Source organism: Prosthecobacter fusiformis (assembly GCF_004364345.1).
Taxonomy (GTDB): Bacteria; Verrucomicrobiota; Verrucomicrobiia; order Verrucomicrobiales; family Verrucomicrobiaceae; genus Prosthecobacter; species Prosthecobacter fusiformis.
Window position 1 is genome coordinate 120,637 of record NZ_SOCA01000005.1, and the last position, 18,999, is coordinate 139,635.

At 54.7% G+C, this 18,999-nt stretch carries 11 protein-coding genes; 7 read left to right on the top strand and 4 right to left on the bottom strand.

Going from position 1 to position 18,999, the window contains the following annotated elements:
• Positions 1 to 55 precede the first annotated feature (55 nt).
• The 3 genes from EI77_RS14460 (at position 56) to EI77_RS14470 (ending at position 8,765) form a co-directional block, all read left to right on the top strand.
• Positions 56 to 1,114, top strand: a complete 1,059-nt coding sequence (locus tag EI77_RS14460; protein WP_133796002.1) for a sensor histidine kinase — start codon at positions 56 to 58, stop codon at positions 1,112 to 1,114.
• Positions 1,111 to 8,481, top strand: a complete 7,371-nt coding sequence (locus EI77_RS14465) for a PAS domain S-box protein (RefSeq protein ID WP_133796003.1) — start codon at positions 1,111 to 1,113, stop codon at positions 8,479 to 8,481. Before EI77_RS14460 ends, EI77_RS14465 begins: the two co-directional genes overlap by 4 nt.
• A gap of 98 nt (positions 8,482 to 8,579) precedes the next feature.
• Positions 8,580 to 8,765, top strand: coding sequence for a CsbD family protein (locus tag EI77_RS14470; RefSeq protein WP_133796004.1), 186 nt, complete (start codon positions 8,580 to 8,582; stop codon positions 8,763 to 8,765).
• Positions 8,766 to 8,865: 100 nt separating this feature from the next.
• On the opposite strand, the gene EI77_RS14475 is transcribed toward EI77_RS14470, so the two are convergent.
• A complete protein-coding gene (locus EI77_RS14475) occupies positions 8,866 to 9,774 on the bottom strand; it encodes a transglutaminase family protein (RefSeq protein ID WP_133796005.1) in 909 nt (302 codons plus the stop codon).
• A 42-nt stretch (positions 9,775 to 9,816) separates the two neighbouring features.
• Positions 9,817 to 10,662 (bottom strand): transglutaminase-like domain-containing protein, encoded by an 846-nt coding sequence (locus EI77_RS14480; protein ID WP_133796006.1) that lies wholly within the window; start codon positions 10,660 to 10,662, stop codon positions 9,817 to 9,819.
• Between the two features lie 282 nt (positions 10,663 to 10,944).
• On the opposite strand from EI77_RS14480, the gene rpoN reads away from it, so the two are divergent.
• Positions 10,945 to 12,348, top strand: a complete 1,404-nt coding sequence (rpoN, locus tag EI77_RS14485; protein ID WP_279586910.1) for an RNA polymerase factor sigma-54 — start codon at positions 10,945 to 10,947, stop codon at positions 12,346 to 12,348.
• 34 nt (positions 12,349 to 12,382) lie between these two features.
• On the opposite strand, the gene EI77_RS14490 is transcribed toward rpoN, so the two are convergent.
• Both EI77_RS14490 and EI77_RS14495 read right to left on the bottom strand, forming a co-directional pair.
• The gene (locus EI77_RS14490) at positions 12,383 to 13,792 is read right to left on the bottom strand and encodes a sigma-54-dependent transcriptional regulator (protein ID WP_133796008.1); all 1,410 of its coding nucleotides are present in this window, start codon (positions 13,790 to 13,792) and stop codon (positions 12,383 to 12,385) included.
• A gap of 6 nt (positions 13,793 to 13,798) precedes the next feature.
• The gene (locus EI77_RS14495; protein ID WP_133796009.1) at positions 13,799 to 14,962 is read right to left on the bottom strand and encodes a hybrid sensor histidine kinase/response regulator; all 1,164 of its coding nucleotides are present in this window, start codon (positions 14,960 to 14,962) and stop codon (positions 13,799 to 13,801) included.
• Between the two features lie 299 nt (positions 14,963 to 15,261).
• Here EI77_RS14495 and EI77_RS14500 point away from each other — a divergent pair, with 299 nt between their 5' ends.
• From EI77_RS14500 to EI77_RS14510, 3 genes are all read left to right on the top strand, one after another.
• The gene (locus EI77_RS14500) at positions 15,262 to 16,245 is read left to right on the top strand and encodes a YihY/virulence factor BrkB family protein (RefSeq protein WP_133796010.1); all 984 of its coding nucleotides are present in this window, start codon (positions 15,262 to 15,264) and stop codon (positions 16,243 to 16,245) included.
• 796 nt (positions 16,246 to 17,041) lie between these two features.
• Positions 17,042 to 17,464, top strand: a complete 423-nt coding sequence (locus EI77_RS14505) for an MBL fold metallo-hydrolase (protein WP_133796011.1) — start codon at positions 17,042 to 17,044, stop codon at positions 17,462 to 17,464.
• Positions 17,461 to 18,999 (top strand): sensor histidine kinase, encoded by a 1,539-nt coding sequence (locus EI77_RS14510; protein ID WP_133796012.1) that lies wholly within the window; start codon positions 17,461 to 17,463, stop codon positions 18,997 to 18,999. Before EI77_RS14505 ends, EI77_RS14510 begins: the two co-directional genes overlap by 4 nt.

The window sequence follows — 18,999 nt, forward strand, 5'->3', positions numbered from 1 at the left end:
TTTGAATTGAACCTTCTCGATCATTTCGAATAATTGATTTTTTTTGCCTACTGCCATGCTTACTGTGCACCTGTTGTTTGCCTCCCGAAGTCCCCAGGCTTATGAAGCGGTTTTGGAAGCTGTGAGCCTTGCATTTCCAGGAGCCCAAATCGGGCAGCCGGCCAACGTGGATGAGCTTTTGCTCAACCCGGTCTCTTCCAGCAAAGAATTCCTGGTGCTGATCAAGCCTGAAATGGGGGAGATCGAACTGGCCCTCAAATCAACTTATGGGGACGGTAGCGCACGTTGGCCAGTGGTCAGCTTGAGTGATGCCGTCCACAGCACCGGGCTGGATGTGATTGCGCCGGAGGACTGGCATGGCCGGCTTCTAGCCCAGGTCTTCCGCGCAGCCTTGCAAAAGCATGAACTGGTCCGTGAAAACAGCCGCTTGCGCGGTGATCTCTTAACCGTCGCACGACGCATCAGCCATGATCTACGCACGCCTCTGAGCGGCATTTTTACCACGGGGGAACTTTTGAAAGAAATCCTGGCAGAGCAGTCTGAAGAAGACGCCGCACTGACTCTCCCTCTTTTTGATTCCACGCAGGCGGTCCTGCGATTGATTGAGCGGGTCAGCCATCTGATCCGGGCCACCGTGGATCACAAGGCTAAGGAGCCTGTCGAGATGGGGCAGATAGCCTGGGCCGCACGCCAGGGGGCAGAAAAGACCGCCATGCAGCGTGGCATCCGGATGGAGGAAGTATCCGATTGGCCAGAAGTAGCCGGAGTGCCCTCTTGGCTGGAAACCATCTGGGCCAGCTTGCTGATGAATGCCGTCACGCACACAGGAAGAGACCGTAACGTCAAGATGGAGTGGAAGGAACTGCCTGACGAATATGAATTCAGCGTGGTGGACGACGGACCCGGTGTGGCCGAAAGCAAGGTAGGATCCCTGTTCCAGCCGTTTGAGAGCCTGCATCAAACGCACAGTGCCAAAGGACTTGGCCTTTCGATCACTAGGCGTTTGGTGGAGCTTCAGGGCGGTCGGTATGGATATGCCCCAGCCTCTGGCGGTGGTGCCCGCTTTTACTTCACACTCCCCAAATCGGATTCTTCCAGCTCCCCGTCTGCATGACGCCCCAGGCACCCATTTCAAATGAGAATACGAACCAGGTTTCCTGGCTAAAGGGTGGCGGCGAAGTGGGACGTCGGGTCAGAGAATTCGACTGGTCCGACCACCCGTTGGGTACTCCTGAAAACTGGCCGCAGAGTTTGAAGACAAGCGTCAGCCTGATGCTCAACTCGCGGTATGCGATGTGGATGGGCTGGGGCTCTGAATTGTTCTTTTTCTGCAATGATGCTTATCTGCCCACGCTAGGGTTGAAAACAAACTGGCTGGGAACTCCGGCTAGAATCGTGTGGAAAGAAATCTGGCCAGATGTGGGGCCACGCACTGAGTCTGTGGTGAAGGATGGTGTCGCCACCTGGGATGAGGGACTGCTGCTTTTTCTCGAACGCAGTGGCTTTGCGGAGGAGACTTATCACACGTTTTCATACAGTCCTATTTCTGGGGAGGACGGTTTGGTTGGTGGCATGCTCTGTGTCGTCACCGAAGAGACGGAACGCGTCATCAACGAACGTCGGCTGAGGATGTTGAGGGAACTTGCGGCAGGTTTGACGGGCGTAAAAAATGAGAAGGATCTGTGCAGTGCCTTCCAAGAATGCGTCCAGCAACATCCCAAGGACCTGCCTTTTGCACTCATCTATCTGCTGAGACCTGGCGGGCATGAAACTCGTCTCGGTTGCAGTCATGGCATAAACATGGGTCATCCGATGGCCCCTGACTTGTTAGACCTGGATTCAGAGGATCTCGTCTGGCCTCTAAATGCCGGGGAAGGGGTTCAGTTCGTGGGGGATCTGCAGGAACGTTTCACGGAGATACCCTTCGGCACCTGGGATATCCCCTCCCAGTGCGCAGCGGTCATCCCAGTGACCCAGCAGGGGAAGGAAGGCATTGCCGGACACCTGGTGGTGGGCATCAATCCCTACCGCTCCTTTGATGCTGCCTATCAGGGTTTTCTCGAGCTTCTCGCAGGACAGGTCTCAGGAGCACTATCCAATGTGCGAATGTATGAGCAGGAGAAGCAGCGGGTGGAGGAAATGGCAGCCATGGACCGCGCCAAAACCGCCTTTTTCAGCAATGTCAGTCATGAATTCCGCACGCCGCTGACGCTGATGCTTAGCCCGCTGGAGGATCTGCTGAATAAACAGCATTCTCTTTCAGATGCCGATCTTCAACTGGCCGGTGTCGCCCATCGCAATGGCTTGCGATTATTGAAGTTGGTAAACACACTCTTGGATTTTTCCCGCATTGAGGCGGGTCGTATTGAGGCAGCCTTTGAACCCGTGGATCTGGCCAGACTGACCATGGATTTGGCCAGCGGATTTCGCTCCGCCTTGGAGAAGGCCGGACTGAAATTGACAGTGGAATGCCCACCCCTGCGTGAAGAAATTTATGTGGACCGGGAATTGTGGGAAAAGATCGTGCTCAATCTCTTGTCGAATGCCTTCAAGTTTACGCTAGAGGGGGAGATCCATGTCTCAGTCCGTGATGTGGAGGACGGTGTGAAAGTGTCCGTCAGGGACACAGGCGCGGGTATCCCTCTGGAGGCGCAAGCGCGTTTGTTCGAGCGGTTTTACCGCGTGCAGGGGACCCAAGGACGCAGTTTTGAGGGCACTGGCATCGGGCTGGCTTTGGTGAATGAACTTGTCAAACTCCACGGTGGCGATGTCACCGTAGAAAGCCAGCCGGGGCAGGGCAGCACGTTTACGGTCCACCTTCTGCGAGGCAAGGAGCATCTTCCAGCGGAGCATGTCCGCCAGGGTTTCCACCCGAATGTGCGTAAAGCTGAAACCCTTTTTACCACAGAGGCGGAGCAGTGGGTGCCGGATGCATCAGCGCCAGGTACTGCATCACCCGTCATCGGGTCCAGTCCCCGCATGCGGATTCTCGTCGCCGATGATAATGCGGACATGCGTGGCTATGTCGCCAGTCTGTTATCTGCGGATTACGAAGTGGAAGCAGTGGCGGATGGCAATGCTGCCTGGACTGCCATCCAGAGACAGAGGCCAGATCTGGTGCTTTCGGATGCGATGATGCCTGGCATGGACGGATTCGGCCTGCTGCAGGCGGTCCGCGGGGATGCGATGCTGCGCACACTTCCAGTTATACTGCTCTCAGCACGTGCAGGGGAGGAGGCCAAGGTCGAAGGACTGGACGCCGGGGCGGACGACTATTTGATCAAGCCCTTCAATGCACGTGAATTGCTGGCGCGGGTAAAGGTGCATCTTTCTCTTTTACGCCTGCGGCTGGATTCATTGAATGAAGTCACGCAGGTGCAAAACCGCCTGCAGCACATGCTCTCGTTGCTGCCGGCTGGAGTCTATGCCTGCGACGAGAAAGGGCGGATCACCTTTTTTAATCCACTGGCGGCCAAGTTGTGGGGGCGTGCCCCGGATCCTGATGATCCTGAAATACGCTACTGTGGATTCCACCAAGTGCTGCTTCCAGATGGCCGCCTGCTTACTCAAGAGGAAACTCCGGTGGCGCAGGCCGTGAAGAATGGAAAATCTTTTCGCAACGTCGAAGCTGAAGTGGTCCGGGCTGACGGGACGAAATTCAACATTAGCATCAGCATTGATCCGCTGAGGGATGACCAGGGCCACATCACGGGTGCCATCAACATTTTCCAGGACATTACAGAATCCAAAGCCAATGCCCTGGCTCTGAAGAAGGAGTTAGAGGAGCGCCGCCGCACGGAGGAACACGCCACTTTCTTGAGCATGCTCAGCCAGAAACTGAGCCTGATGCACGAGCCCGCGGAAATTCTGGAAGCTGCCTCCGCCATGGTGGGCATGCATCTAAAAACCGACCGCTGCGGATTCATTGAAGTGGATGATGCCGCCAGGATGCTCACGGTGCGTCATGACTGGGCACGGGACGATATCCCCCGTCAGGACAGCCAGCATCACTTTGAGGATTTTGGCCCTATCGAATTTTGGAAAGGCATCGCGCAAAAGGGGTTTTCGATAGCCGATACCTCTCTTCATGCACCGTCCCAGAACTTCATTCAGAACTTTGACAAGCAATGGGTGCGCGCCTTTGCCGTTGCTCCATTTACCCAAGGGGGTCGGCTGCGGACATTGCTTGCCGTGACGACTGCACAGCCGCGCTGCTGGCGGGAGGATGAACAAAACCTCTTGGAAAATGTGGTGAGCCGTGTCCAGCCCCTGGTGGTGCAAGCGCGTGCGGCTCAGGATTTGCAAATTCGCGGCGAGCGCATGCAGCTCCTCACGGAGACGCTGGCCCAGCTACTCAGTGCGCGCAATCCTGAGACGGTGGTGCGCAATCTTTTCGCCAAAGTCGCCTGGCATTTGCGTGCGGATACCTATTTTAATTTCATGGTCACTCCAGCTGGAGATGCGCTGGAAATGCATTCATGTGCAGGCATCACGGAAGAGCAGGCATCCAACATTCGGCGTCTGGAGTTTGGGCAGTCCATTTGCGGAACCGTCGCAGAGACATGCCAGGGCATCGTCGCCAACGACATTCAACACAGTGGCTACGACAAAGCGGATTTGGTGCGCAGCTTTGGCATTCAGACTTATGCTTGTCATCCGCTCATCGCTGGCGGTCATCTGTTAGGCACTCTTTCATTCGCCAGCCGCACACGTCCACAGTTTGACGAAGATGAATTGAAGTTCATCCGCATCGTCACTCATTCGGCCGCACTGGTTCTGGAGCAGCTTAATGCCGCAGCGGCAAGGCTTCACCTGGCCACCATTGTCACTTCTTCCGATGATGCGATTCTGAGCAAAGATCTGGATGGAAAGATCGCTAGTTGGAATCTCGGAGCTGAAAGAATGTTCGGTTACAAAGCCGCTGAAATTATCGGTAAACCAGTGACCATCTTGATTCCGGAGGACCGCCAGGAGGAAGAACCTCTCATCATGGATCGCATCCGCGCAGGAGAGTCGATCGAGCACTATGAGACCGTAAGACAGCGCAAAGATGGCAGCTTACTGGACATCTCCCTCACCATTTCCCCCATCCGCGATTCCGAAGGAAACGTCACCGGGATTTCTAAAATCGGTCGTGACATTACCGACCGGAAGAAGAATGAGCTGGAATTGCTGCGCCGTGAACAGCTTTACCGCAGCATCGGAGAATCCATCAATTACGGCATCTGGGTCTGCGATGCTCAAGGACGCAACATTTACTCCAGTGATTCCTTCCTTAAACTAGTAGGGCTGACCCAGGAGGAATGTTCCGGGATGGGATGGGCCAGTGTTTTGCATCCTGACGCAGCGGCAGCTACCATTGAAGAGTGGAACCAGTTGTCCAATGACTCTGTTCTCTGGGAGAAAGAATACCTTTTCAAAGGAGCGGACGGACGTTGGCATCCCACCCTGGCACGCGGTATTCCCATACGGGATGAAAAGGGAGAGATCATCCGATGGGCAGGCATCAACCTGGACATCTCCACCTTTAAAAAGACGGAAGAAGCGCTGCGCCAGCAGTCCGAAATCCTGGCGGTTCTCAACCAAGTGAGCAGCACGCTGGTCGCCGAGAGGAATCTGGAGAAAATCGTCCAGAGCGTCACGGATGCCAGCCGTGATATTGCAGGGGCGGAGTTTGCTGCCTTCTTTTACAGTGCCCCCAATGACAACGGAGAATCCTTTACCTTGTGTACTCTTTCCGGGGTTTCTCAAGACTCATATGCCGAGTTTTCGGTCTCTGAAGATCTTAGTTTATTGGGGCCCGCCTTCCTGGGGGAAGGGGTGGTGCGGCTTGATGATGTGACGAATGAGATCAGCCAAAATTCGTCAGGGATTCCCAAGCTATTGCCTGAAGGATTCAAGGACGTGAGGAGCTATCTGGCTGTGCCTGTGGTATCCAATTCTGGAAAGGTGATTGGTGGCCTGTTTCTCGGTCACACCCAGCCGGGAGTGTTCAAAGAGGCTGTAGAAGGTATCCTCATGGGCATGGTGGCCCAGGCAGCCATCGGTATGGACAATGCCAGCCTCTACAGCAGCTTACAGCGAGAGTTGGACCAGGTGAAAAGGGTGCAGGCCGCATTGCGCGCCAGCGAAAGCCGTTGGCGTGATCTGGCGGAGGCCATGCCCCACCTAGTCTGGACCTGCGGCCCGGATGGCGCTTGGGACTTTGTCAGCCCACAATGGTGTGAATATACAGGTCTTCAGGAGGCGGATCAGCGTGGTTTTGGCTGGTCCAATGCGATTCATCCCGAAGATCTGCCGGTGTTTGAAAGTGCCTGGAATGCGGCGGCCCATAACCACAGTGCGCTGGATCTGGAGGTACGCATCCGGCGTGCGGATGGTCTTTACCGGTGGTTTAAGACACGCGCCGTACCTGTAAAGGACAGTGCAGGGAATATCCTCAAATGGTATGGCTCCAATACTGACATTGAGGACATCAAACTGACGGACAGCATCCTCAGGGAGCGAGAGGCCCACCTCTCCGCTATCTTTACACAGGCAGGCTCTGGCATCGCCCAGACAGATCTGGCGGGGCGCATTGTCATGGTCAATGACGCGTATTGTGAGATCGTCGGCCGCAGCCGTGCTGAGCTGCTGGAAATGAACATTCACGTCATCACACATCCAGATGACCAGGCCCAAAACATCGCCGTGTTCGATGCCATGATGAACGGTGGATCATCCTTCATTATTGAAAAACGGGATGTGAGGCCGAATGGAGAAATTGTCTGGGTCCGCAATAGTGTGGTGGGCATCCGTAATGACGCGGGGGAGGTCATAGCAGGACTCATCATCACACAAGACATCACGGACAGCCGTGAAGCCGAAGACGCCTTGCGTGCTAGCGAAGAACAACTACGCCTGGTCACGGACCATGCGCCGGTATTGCTCGCCCAACTCGATCAGCGGCACATTTATAAATTTGTAAACAAACCCTATGCTGAGCGCTACGGTTTTGAGCCGCAGGAGGTGCTGGGAAAACATGTCAGCGATGTGGCTGGCTCCAGTGCCTACCTCAGTGCCCTGCCCATGCTTGAAAAAGCCTTCGCTGGTCAACAGGTGGAATTTGAAATGGCCATTCCATACGACAATATCGGCCAACGTTGGGGACATGTGATTTTTGTTCCCGAGCATAATGCTGAAGGCGATGTCGTTGGTGTGGTCACCATGCTGACGGACATCACCATACGCAAACAGGCGGAGCTGGATCTGGAGCAGGCGCGTGACAGTGCGCTGGAAGCCGTACGTGCCAAGGATGATTTCCTGGCCCGGCTTTCCCATGAACTGAGAACCCCGCTCAGCCCGGTCCTGCTCCTCGCTAGTGAAGGTAGCACCAACCAGGACATCCCTGAAAACGTGCGGGCTGAGTTTGAAATCATCCGCAAAAATGTGGACCTCGAAGCGCGCCTCATTGATGACCTCCTGGACATTACCCGCATCACCCGTGGCAAGTTGATCCTGGATCTGCAGCCAGTGGACATGCATGCCATCATCCAGGATGCCATCGCCACGATTCGAGGCGAAGCCGATGCCCGGCGTGTCTCCGTTACCCTCAGTCATACTCCAGGCAACCACCTAGTGATGGGAGATGCTGTCCGCTTGCAGCAAGTTTTGTGGAATCTTTTGAACAATGCCGTCAAGTTCACATCCTCAGGCGGCACCATCACCGTGGAAACCCACCCCGTCGCTGATGGAAAGTCCCTGTCCATCCAAGTGGTCGATAATGGCATCGGCATGAGTGAGGACGAACTGGGCCGCATCTTTGATGCCTTTTCACAGGGGGATCATGCGGGCAAGGGCAGTGCGCAGCACTTTGGTGGCCTTGGCCTCGGCCTAGCCATCACACGCATGCTGGTGGAGCTTCACCAAGGCCAGATCTGTGCACACAGTGATGGGCGCGGTCATGGCTCGACCTTTGTGGTGCACCTGCCATTGCTGAAGCTCTCCTCTGCCACCACTCCTGTGCCGGTTCGCAAACTGCCTGCCGCAGGTACATCCGTTCGGGCCGCCCAGGTCAGTCTTCGCATTTTGTTGGTGGAGGATCATGAGCCTACCCGAGGAGTGGTTGCTGCACTTCTCAGGCGTCGGCGGCATGAAGTGAGCCTGGCTGGCTCTCTGGAAGAAGCTCGGCAACAGGTCGTCAATGGAACCTTCGATCTTCTGATTTCAGACCTGGGTTTGCCAGATGGAACGGGATATGAACTGATGGAAGAAATCGGGCATCACTTCAGGCTCAAGGGCATCGCCGTCAGCGGCTTCGGCATGGAGCAAGACATTCATCGAAGCCGCGCCGCAGGATTTTTGGTGCATCTCATCAAGCCCGTTAGAATCGAAGCTCTGGAGAATGCCATCAATACAATCCAGTCACCTGGCGACCTTGCACACGGCAAGGTACCCGCCTTGCAAAATACCGTAGATTCCCCACCACCCACAAATATTTAGCCCCGTTTCCCTGGTGAAACGGAGGCATTCATTCGTGGCACGCTTCACGCATAAGAATAGGGGAGGGCAATGACGCCCTCATCAACCACCATCTTATTATGACAAAACTCGGCATGAAAGGCAGTTGGAACGAAACCAAGGGCAAGCTTAAACAGAAGTATGCCCAACTCACCGACGATGACCTTCTCTTCGAAGAGGGAAAAGAAGATGAGCTTTTGGGTCGCATCCAGAAACGCACCGGTGAGACAAAGGAAAAAATCCGCAGCTACATCGAAGAGGTGTAAGTGCCGGAGGTTTCCCCTCTCACTCCGCACGGGATTAAATCCCGTTTAACCAACTTTACTCTGTCCCCGGCATTTGTTTCAAATGTCGGGGACATTTTTTTTAGCGGCCTTCCTTGGCGGTCGAATGCAGAGATTCATTGCAATCGATCTGACGGATCGTGATCGCCACATCCAGCCCCTGATACGAACCGGGCGGGCCATCATAAATACCGCTGACCGGCATCACACCACGTGGGTGAGCGCTGACTCCCAAAGGAACATGCTTGCGGGAAACCACATCTCCCACAGTCGGGTCAAATCCACGCCAGCCGCTGTCCGGGAGATAGACTTCCACCCAGGCATGAGTGGAACCTCGCCCAGCCGCAGCCGCCATCGCATCCAAATATCCGCTGACAAAACGTGCTGCTATTCCCAATGCCCGGCAAGCCTCCATGAGCAGGGTGGCCATATCCCGGCAGGAGCCAGTGCCAAGGGTAAGAGTACGCGCAGGGGACTGCACTCCGCGTTCCTCCCTCCGCATGTATTTGATTTGAGCGTTAATACAACGGTTAAGGTGGGTCACCATGGACAGTGCCGTTGGTTCTGGCACCGTTTGTCTCTGTGCGTCCGCCCAGCTCGCCACGGCGGCAGCATCATCTTCATAGACTGGTGCAATGTAGCCGGATACCACGCCCAACTCCATCTGTGGATAGGTCACTGGCATCGTCACCTCAGATGCTCGGGAGCGCAATTGAGGCGCCTCATCTTCAGGCCCCTCCACACGGTCAATGATCACCACATTCACAATCTCCAGTTTGTCTGCCGGTTCAGCGATTTCCGCCAGGGCAATGCTATTGCCGAACAGATCCGTCAGCCAAAATAACTTGGCCTCAGGCTGCACGGTCAATTCGTGTTTGACCACCGTGATGTCATGTCCTTCACGTGGCCGCAGCACCAAGCGATGCAGCCCGAAATTCACGGGTTCCGCGTAGCGGTACACCGTGCGGTGTTCGATGTAATAACGTCTCATGGTGAAACGGAAGGCGGGCGTTTACCCTGTATCCAGGTTAGATTACGAATGGGAGATGCAGACCTGCTGAAGCTCCTCTTCAGAAAGCTTGCGATAGTCCGGATCCAGCGCCTGGCAAATCACCGTCTGACGGTCCAGCTGCAAATATCCAAACGAGGTACAAACGGACACATCAGCCGCATCACGCCCGGTGCCAATGTGCACGACCGCATCTGGGGAAGAGAGCCCTGTGGCGTCCCACAGGAGCCAACGCCCCCCCACCCAGGTTTCAAAACAAGCATGAAAATCCGGAGGATTGAGCTCATGCGCGTACCCGGTAAAATATCGCGCTGGGATATTCAATGCCCGGCAGAGCGCGATGCCCAGATGGGCAAAATCACGGCAGACACCTTGCCTTTCCACTAGGGTATCCTCCGATGATGTGGTAGAAGTGGTGGAGCCGCTCACATAGTCAATGTGGGAGGATATCCATTTCACAATGGCCTGCACCTGTTTCAGCGGAGTTTCGAATTCCCCAAAAAGCTTTGCAGCCAGATTCCCCAAACGGTCAGATTGGCAATAGCGGCTTGGGTAAAGTAGCGCCAGCACATCCAGCTCAAATTCGCCCAATGGCATATCGGGAATTTCACTCATGCTCAGCTTCAGAGCGGACGTTTCTACGATGACTTGATACCGGATGTGATATACCCCAGGCAACTGGGCCGTGATCTGATCAAACCGGTTGCCCGTGACAGGATCCGTATGCTGCACATGCGGCATTTGCGGCACGAGCGTGAATTTCTCATCCGTCAGCATCTGGTGAGAATTGATTTTTGGACGGATGTTCAGCAGGAATATGACAGGAGCGGTTGCCGTGTAATCCAGCTCACAGGTGATTTGAAATCTCATGGGAAGGGCAGGGGGGAGGAGTGGGAGCGTTGAGGTTTTAAGAATGCGGAGAGTGGTGCATTGCATGGTCTGTGCCACGCGAGTGTGCGAGAGCTTTATCTAGAAAAAACCACAGGCTGATTGCGTATTGCAATGACGGAGCCTTGCAAGTTGCCGGGTTACTTTTGAATAGTTGCATACTTTCCCGCACTGATAGCCATTTGCGGCGTGGCACGGGTCTTGCAATGTGGAGTTTCTAATAATGGTTGTTTGCCTGATCTCCCAATTTTATTCTAAATAGCCGTGATACAGCCCGCTTTAGTCCAAGCACCCGAACTAAGCCAGCACTTGTCGCAGGAACTGCGAATCAAATTGACCGTGCTGCAAACCCCCACGCATGAACTGGACCTGCTCGTGAGACAGGAATTGCAGCAAAATCCAGTTCTGGAACTGGAAAATGGGCTTGAATCCACTTTTGAAACCAGCCTCGAAGATCCCGTGGAGGACTCCTGGGATACGGAATTGAGCAATATGGCTCGTATGGATGATGAATGGCGTCCGACCCCGCTCAAGCCCGCCGTTTCAGCAGAAACTGAGGAGCGACGCCAGTTCATGATGGAGTCTCTGACCAAGCCGGTCACCCTGGCAGAGCATGTCGAAAGTCAGTTGTTAGGCATGCGCTTCGATGAAGAGGAACGGGGTGATATTATCTTGTTGTTAGGCCACCTCAATGACAACGGCTGGCTGAAGAAGTCTCTGACCGAAATAGCTGAAGAGGAAAGCCGTCCGGTGGAAGACCTGGCCTTCGCCCAGGAAATGTTACTCACCTTGGACCCTCCTGGGCTAGGTGCTTCTGATCTTCGGCATTGCCTGATGACTCAGCTATCCAGACTGGGACGGAGCAAATCCCTCGAATACCACATTCTCGACGAATGTTTTGGCTTGCTGTCCCGACGTAAACTCGAAGACATCGCCTCCCATTTCGAAGTTGAAATCGAGGACGTGCAAGCCGCTGCAGAGCGCATCACCACCCTCAATCCTCGCCCCGCCAAAGAGCTTGAAGAAGCCCCCGTGAGTGGATTTCACGTGCAGCCCGAGATGACCATCGAAAAGCAGGATGGTAGATGGGTCGTCGTGCTGCACAAAGATGTCACCCCCTCCCTGAAGATAAGCCATTTTTACAAAAACATGATGGCCGAGGCAGAAGGGAAAAAGGATGTCCGCGAATTCATCCGCGATCACATCAAACGCGGCCGGTTTTTCATTGATATGCTGCGTCAGCGCCACCAGACCATTCAAAAAGTGGCTGAGCACATCGTGGCCAGGCAGGAGGATTTTTTTGAAACAGGTCCCGCCCATCTTAAGCCCATGACCATGGCTGAAATCGCCACAGAAGTTGGCGTGCACGAAAGCACCGTTAGCCGCACGGTGGCAGGTAAATACGCCATCACCCCTCATGGCATGTTTGAACTCCGCTCCTTCTTCACCTCTGGCATGGCCACCTACGCTGGAGAGGCTGTCAGCGCACGCGCGGTAGAAGCAGCATTAAAGGACATCGTTGCGGATGAAGACCGGCACCATCCGCTCAATGATAAAGAGATTGCAGAGCATCTGGCCCAGCGCGGTATTCGCATCTCACGCCGCACCGTGGTGAAGTACAGGGACAGGTTAGGCATCCTGCCCAGCGCATTGCGCCGGGGTCTCTGAGCCAGGGGGGGTATGCCGTAAACTTGCCCTGCATTCAGTCCTTATTCAGCCCCAGTTTCTTGCGCTTGCGATACAGCGTCGCCTGATCAATGCCCAGCATCTGAGCCGCTTCAGCTAGGCTGGGTGCATGCTCCAGTGTATGCCGGATTTGCAATTCCTCGACTTGCTCCAAGGTCATCCCCGCGAGGGCCTGGACCGAGAAAGAACCTACTGCATTCCCCGTCACATTGGAGGCAGTGTTCAGTAAAGCCGGAGAAGAGTCCACCTGATCATGTACCTCCGATGGCAGATCCGTGGCCTCGAGTTGTTCAGCAGAAGACAAGATCACGGCCCGTTCGATGGCATTGCGCAGTTCCCTCAAATTTCCCGGCCAGGGATAGCTCATGATGCGCTGCCGCGCCGTCGCCGAAATTCCTCGCAGCTTCCGCCCCACTTGGTGGGCAAAATGGTCCGTATAATATTCGGCAAACCGCAGCAGGTCATCCTGCCGCTGACGCAGCGGTGGCATCTCCACAGAGATCACATTCAGGCGGAAGTAAAGATCTTCACGGAATGTTCGGTTACGCACACACTCCTTGAGGTCGCGATTCGTTGCAGCGATCACGCGCACATCAGCTTTACGAGTGACGGTTTCACCCACCCGCTCGTATTCACGCTCCTGGAGCAGGCGCAATAACTGCGGCTGGATCTCCAGTGGCAACTCGCCGATTTCATCCAGGAAAAGGGTTCCTCCCTCCGCCTGTTTGATCTTGCCCCAGGTATCCCTGACCGCACCGGTAAAAGAGCCCTTCACGTGACCGAAAAGATCACTCTGCAGCAACTCCTTGGAAAGTGAAGGACAGCTTACGGTAACAAAAGGTTTGTCATGGAGATGGCTCTGCTCATGGATCGCCCTGGCCACCACACTTTTGCCCGTACCACTCTCTCCCAGGATCAGGATGGCCGCAGGTGCCTTGGCAGCCCGCATCAGCACATCCATCACAGATTTCATGGCAGGTGTTTCAAAGTCAAAACGCGGCTCAGGCCCGTTTTGCTGGCGCACTTCCTGCACCTCTTTTTCCAAAGTTTCGATCCGCTGGCTCATCTGCCGAAAGCGGTTTAAGCGGGCCAAAACCGCGCGGAATTCTTCGCGCGTAAAGGGCTTTTCCAGGAAGTCCAGCGCACCACGCCTCACAGCTTCCACTGCCGTTTTCACTGTGCCCTGCGCAGTAAACATCACCACGGGGATCTGTGGGTACTGCTTCACCAGGATTTCCAGCACATCCAAGCCATTTTCCGCACCCAGTTTCAGGTCCAGCAAAATGGCGTCATACTTCTCTTCTTTCAGCCGTGTTAAAGCACTGGCGCTATTGACCACCGGCTCCGCGTAATGCCCCTCATCATCGATCAGCATGCAGGTCGCATCCCGGATGCTTCTCTCGTCATCAATTACTAAAAAGTCCATGTGATATCAGTTAGAATTCCCCATTTCATTATCGATTGAGGCTCGGCGGATTTTGGGCAGACGGACGATAAAAGTGGATCCTTTTCCAGGAGATGATTCCAGCAAAAGACGCCCATGCATGGCCTCCACCAATCTTTTGACAATGCTTAGCCCCAGTCCCGTGCTCGGCTCGCCAGCAGTCGGCCGTGCCGATAGCCGGGCATATCTGCGGAACATGTGAGCTTTGTCTTCATCGGTGAAACCAGGCCCTTCATCCGTGATCTTACACTCCACAAAATCGCCCGTCATTGCCTTCACCGTCAGGCGGATGTTCTTCCCCACTGCAGAGAATTTGATAGCATTCGAGATGAGGTTATCGAGGATCTGTTTCACGGCGATGGGATCCACAGAAACCAAGCTGCTGGCACTGCTGTCCATATCGCAAGTAAAGCTGATATCTTTCCGCTCCGCAGTAATCTGATACTGCCGCAGAGTCTGCGAGGCTGCCTGGGCCAGGTTCACTTGCTCGATCGAAAACTGCAGCGTTCTTTCCGCTGTGCTATTGGCAAGGAACTCCTTCACAAAAGCCAGCATCTGAGCCGTATCCAAAAGGATATTGTCCACCAGTTGGGCGAACTTGGCGTCAGCAGGCTGGCGGCTCAGCCGGTCGTGGATCAACTGAGCGCTCATCTGCATGCCCCCCAGATGGTTTTTTAAATCATGCGTGAGGATGCCCAGCAGTTCATCCTTATCTTCGGCCAGTGTTTTTAACGAATCTCTGGCCGATTTGAGCGCCAGATGAGTGCGCACCCGTGTCAGCAGTTCCGCCCGGCTAAAAGGTTTGGTCACATAGTCCACCCCTCCGCTTTCCAGGGCTTGAACGATGAGATTTTTATCATCAGCGGCCGATAAAAAAATGATTGGAATATCCGCCAGCACAGGGTTTTCCTTGATCCGTTTGCATGTCTCCACGCCATCCAGCTCTGGCATCATCACATCCAAAAGTACCAAGTCAGGAATCGTCTTGGCCAGCAGCGCCAGCGCCTGTTCTCCGCTGTGGGCTTCGATGACTTTATATCGCATGGCGATTGTCAGCAGCTCTCGGACAAGCTTCACATTTTGAGGCTGATCATCCACTACCATGATGGTAGGCTGATGATCGGAGAGGTCATCTTTTTCGACGGGAGGCATGGTGGGAGAGGAAACTCAGGAGAGGGAATGGACAATGATTGATCATCCGTGGGCGCACGACGTATGCCAGTGACAACGGCATACCCTTGAATCAACGCTCCCAGGCGGGTTGCCAGTCGCACCGTTCTTCACAGTTCAATCCAAGACCGCCCTCAATCAATGCATTTCGCATTGTTGTAGATTGCATATTGCAAATAGAAGCACAGCCGCTTCACGCATCTACAGGGGGCCAGGAAGCCGCTGAACTGCGAAGTTTTAAAGAACCTCTCTTGGACCTTTCCCCTTTAAAATTTCCCACCATGTCCTTTCGAAATCCAGCGTTTTTAAAGCTCACCCCATTCGTTCTTTTACGGGCCACTTTAGAATCGTGGGTGGAGGACAAGGCGCTGCGGCTCAGCGCTGCCGTCGCCTACTACTCCATCTTTTCCATCGCCCCCCTCTTGATCCTTAGCATCAGCCTTGCTGGAGTGGTCTTCGGAGAAGAGGCCGTCAAAGGTCATTTGCAAAGCCAACTCATCAATTATGTCGGCGAACCCGCAGCGACAGCCGTGCAATCCATGGTGAAAAGCGCCGCCAGGGCCGAGCAAGGATTCATTGCCACTGTGCTCGGTTTTGTGACACTTCTGCTCGGGGCAACCGGTGTCTTTGGCCAGTTAAAAGACGCGCTTAATACCATCTGGGAAGTTCGCGTCAAACCAGGTAAAGCCTGGCTACAATGGCTGAGGGAGCGGGTCGTCAGTTTCGGAATGGTACTGGTGATTGGCTTTTTACTTCTCACCTCGCTGCTGCTGACCACAGCCATGGCGGGTTTGCATGAATACCTGGAGACCGTGTATCCCGTGCCAGGCTTCTTTTGGACGGGTGTCTCACTCCTCACGTCCTTCGGGTTTGTCACAGTGCTCTTTGCTTTTATTTTCAAAGTCTTGCCGGATGCCATCATCGCCTGGAGAGATGTCTGGGCCGGTGCCATCTTTACCTCAGCGTTATTTGAGATTGGAAAACTCGGGCTCAGCCTCTACCTGGGCCGCGAAAGCACCGTGTCCAGCTATGGTGCCGCAGGGGCTGTGGTACTACTTCTGCTCTGGGTTTACTACAATGCCTGCATCCTGTTTCTGGGAGCCGAGTTCACACAGATTTACACACTGCACACCGGTCGTCGCATCCGTCCCGCCCCCGGCGCTGAATTGATTGAGACCCAAGACCGCCTCCAGCAAGGCCTCGCCCCCGCCACCCACCGTATTCTGGTGGAAGAAGATGGACTCCCCAAGCCACCTTCAAACTAAAATATATCATTTATATGCAAGTTAAAGCTATCGATATCTAATGCGCCATTTATGACTCAACCTGTAATAGAATTACATTGTCAGAAGCATTTATGCCGATCTAGGCTATGACTTTTAAAGGCTGACATTGTCTGCCTTGTTCTCTTGGTGCGCTGTTAGTGGGGATCAGATCCCTATATCCCTGGAAGTGGCCCGGATATAACCCGACAAATCTGGGTTTCAACAAACCAAAGAAATCCCTTTTGAAATTCTTTAACACAGCCTCTTGATGGTTCCGCCAAACGGCCCATTACCTAGAGTTCAGAGGATTGGCATAGACAGCTTTAATCAAACCACCTCATCGTCTGTCACTGGCATAGTTTAATTGCCCATTTTAACTAGCCGAAAGATTGGGTTCAGTAAATTGCATACTATAAGGGTGCCAACACGTGACAATTAGATTCATGGAATTAAACCAACACGTCCAAAAAATGTTTGATAGCTAATATAAATACCATATTATTAGCCTTGATTGCTTTCCCCCCACTTTAACACGCAAGCTACCCTGTGCAGCCACGCTACACCATCAGGTGAGCTAAGCCCATGCCAGAAACCGGGCATGGGCGGCAACCGCGAAGGAATGGATCTGGCCAAGCTTGGCAGATTGAGTTTTTTCGCGCTTTGGGCGGTCGCTGTAGTGAGTGGCACTTTGATAATGATGCGGCATTCCGAAGTCAATGGAGTGCCCGCCCAAGCACCATTGCGATGGCCACAAGAGAGCGTTGTCCCTGGTCCGGCGGGTCAGCCTGTCATGCTGATGTTTGTACATCCCAAATGCCCTTGTTCTAGCGCTAGCCTGGGTGAACTGGAGAGGTTGCTGGCGCAGGCTCCTGGCCGTTTTGACACGTGTTTACTTTTTGTTAGACCCAAAGGGACAGGTGTGGAATGGGCGAAAGACGAACTCTGGCAGAAGGCGGCGCTGATTCCAGGAATCACTGTAAAACTGGATGATGATGGCAGGGAGGCAGAACTCTTTCACGCCGCCACTTCGGGACAAACACTGCTTTATGATGGCGGCGCAAAACTTGTTTTCGAGGGCGGGATCACGGCGGCGCGGGGCCATGCCGGTGACAGTGCGGGCCAGCAGGCTGTGCTGACTCTGCTGGAAAAGAAACTCGCGGGTGTCATTGAGACGCCCGTGTTTGGTTGCGCCCTGTGTGAGCCTGAAAGTGCACCATGAATTCAATTTCAACTTTGTTTCCCACGTTTTCTAGCTACGCCAACCTGGGCCGGCTTTCTGACCGCGCTCAGGAGCTTTATACGAACTCCCGGGAACTGGTGTACCGGCGCACGGACCGGATGTTTGCCGTGCTGATGGCCATTCAATGGCTGGCAGGCATCGTTGCCGCCTTATGGATTTCTCCGATGACTTGGTCCGGCTCTTCCAGCCAGGTCCACATTCACGTCTGGGCCGCCGTCCTGCTTGGGGGTGTCATCAGCTCACTGCCCATTTTCCTGGCCTGGAAGCAGCCAGGAAAGCTGAGCACCCGGCTGACCATCGCTGTGGGTCAGCCGCTGACCTCGGCGCTGTTAATCCACCTGATGGGCGGACGAATCGAAACCCATTTTCATATTTTTGGCTCCCTGGCTTTTCTGGCCTTTTATCTGGACTGGCGGGTGTTGTTGACTGCCACCCTGGTCGTGGCTAGCGACCACCTGCTGCGGGGGCTGTTGTGGCCGCAGTCCGTTTTTGGTGTTTTGACCGCGAGTTCCTGGCGCTGGTTGGAGCATGCCGCCTGGGTGCTATTCGAGGACACTTTTCTTCTCATTTCCATTCGCAACAGTCTGCGGGACCGCATGGATGTGGCCACCCGCCAGGCTGCCCTGGAGAGTCAAAAATCCGTGATCGAACATGAGGTCCAGGAGCGGACAGCGGAACTAAGGACGGTGCACAGCCAGTTGCTGGACGCATCGCGCCATGCGGGCATGGCGGAGGTGGCCACCAATGTTCTGCACAACGTGGGCAACGTGCTCAACAGTGTCAATGTCTCCGCCGAAACCGTGGCGGAAAAGGTGCAGAATTTTCGTCTTAACCGCCTCGTCGCCGTTGCAGAAATGCTGCGCGAGCACGGAGACGACCTGCCCAACTTCCTCACCCATGACCCGCGCGGTCGCGAGCTGCCAGCCTACATCATCAAAGTGTCAGAATCCCTGGCCGGGCCACAGAATGCTATCCTTGAAGAAGTCCGGTTGCTACGCAAAAACATTGACCACGTGAAGGAAGTGGTGGCGATGCAGCAGAGCAACGCGCGTGGCTCCACCGTGCTGGAGTCGGTGCCCCCTGTGGAGCTTGTGGAAGAGGCTATCCGCATCAACAGCGCGGCGCTCCAGCGTCATGAGATCAGCCTAGTGAGGGACTACGCGGACGTACCAGTGATCACCACTGACCGGCACCAAGTCCTGCAAATTTTGGTGAATCTGCTAAGCAATGCCAAACAGGCGGTCGATGGTGATCACGACGACAAACACGTCCATGTGCGTATTTCGCAGGATGGCATGGACACGGTAAACATAGCCATCGCCGACAGCGGTGTAGGAATCCCGCCGGAGAACCTCACCCGCGTCTTTCAGCATGGCTTCACCACCCGAGTAGATGGCCATGGCTTTGGCCTGCACAGCGGTGCCCTGGCCGCACGCGCCCTCGGCGGCACTCTCAAAGTCCACAGTGACGGCCTCGGGCGCGGCGCCACTTTTACCCTGGCGCTACCCCTGTAA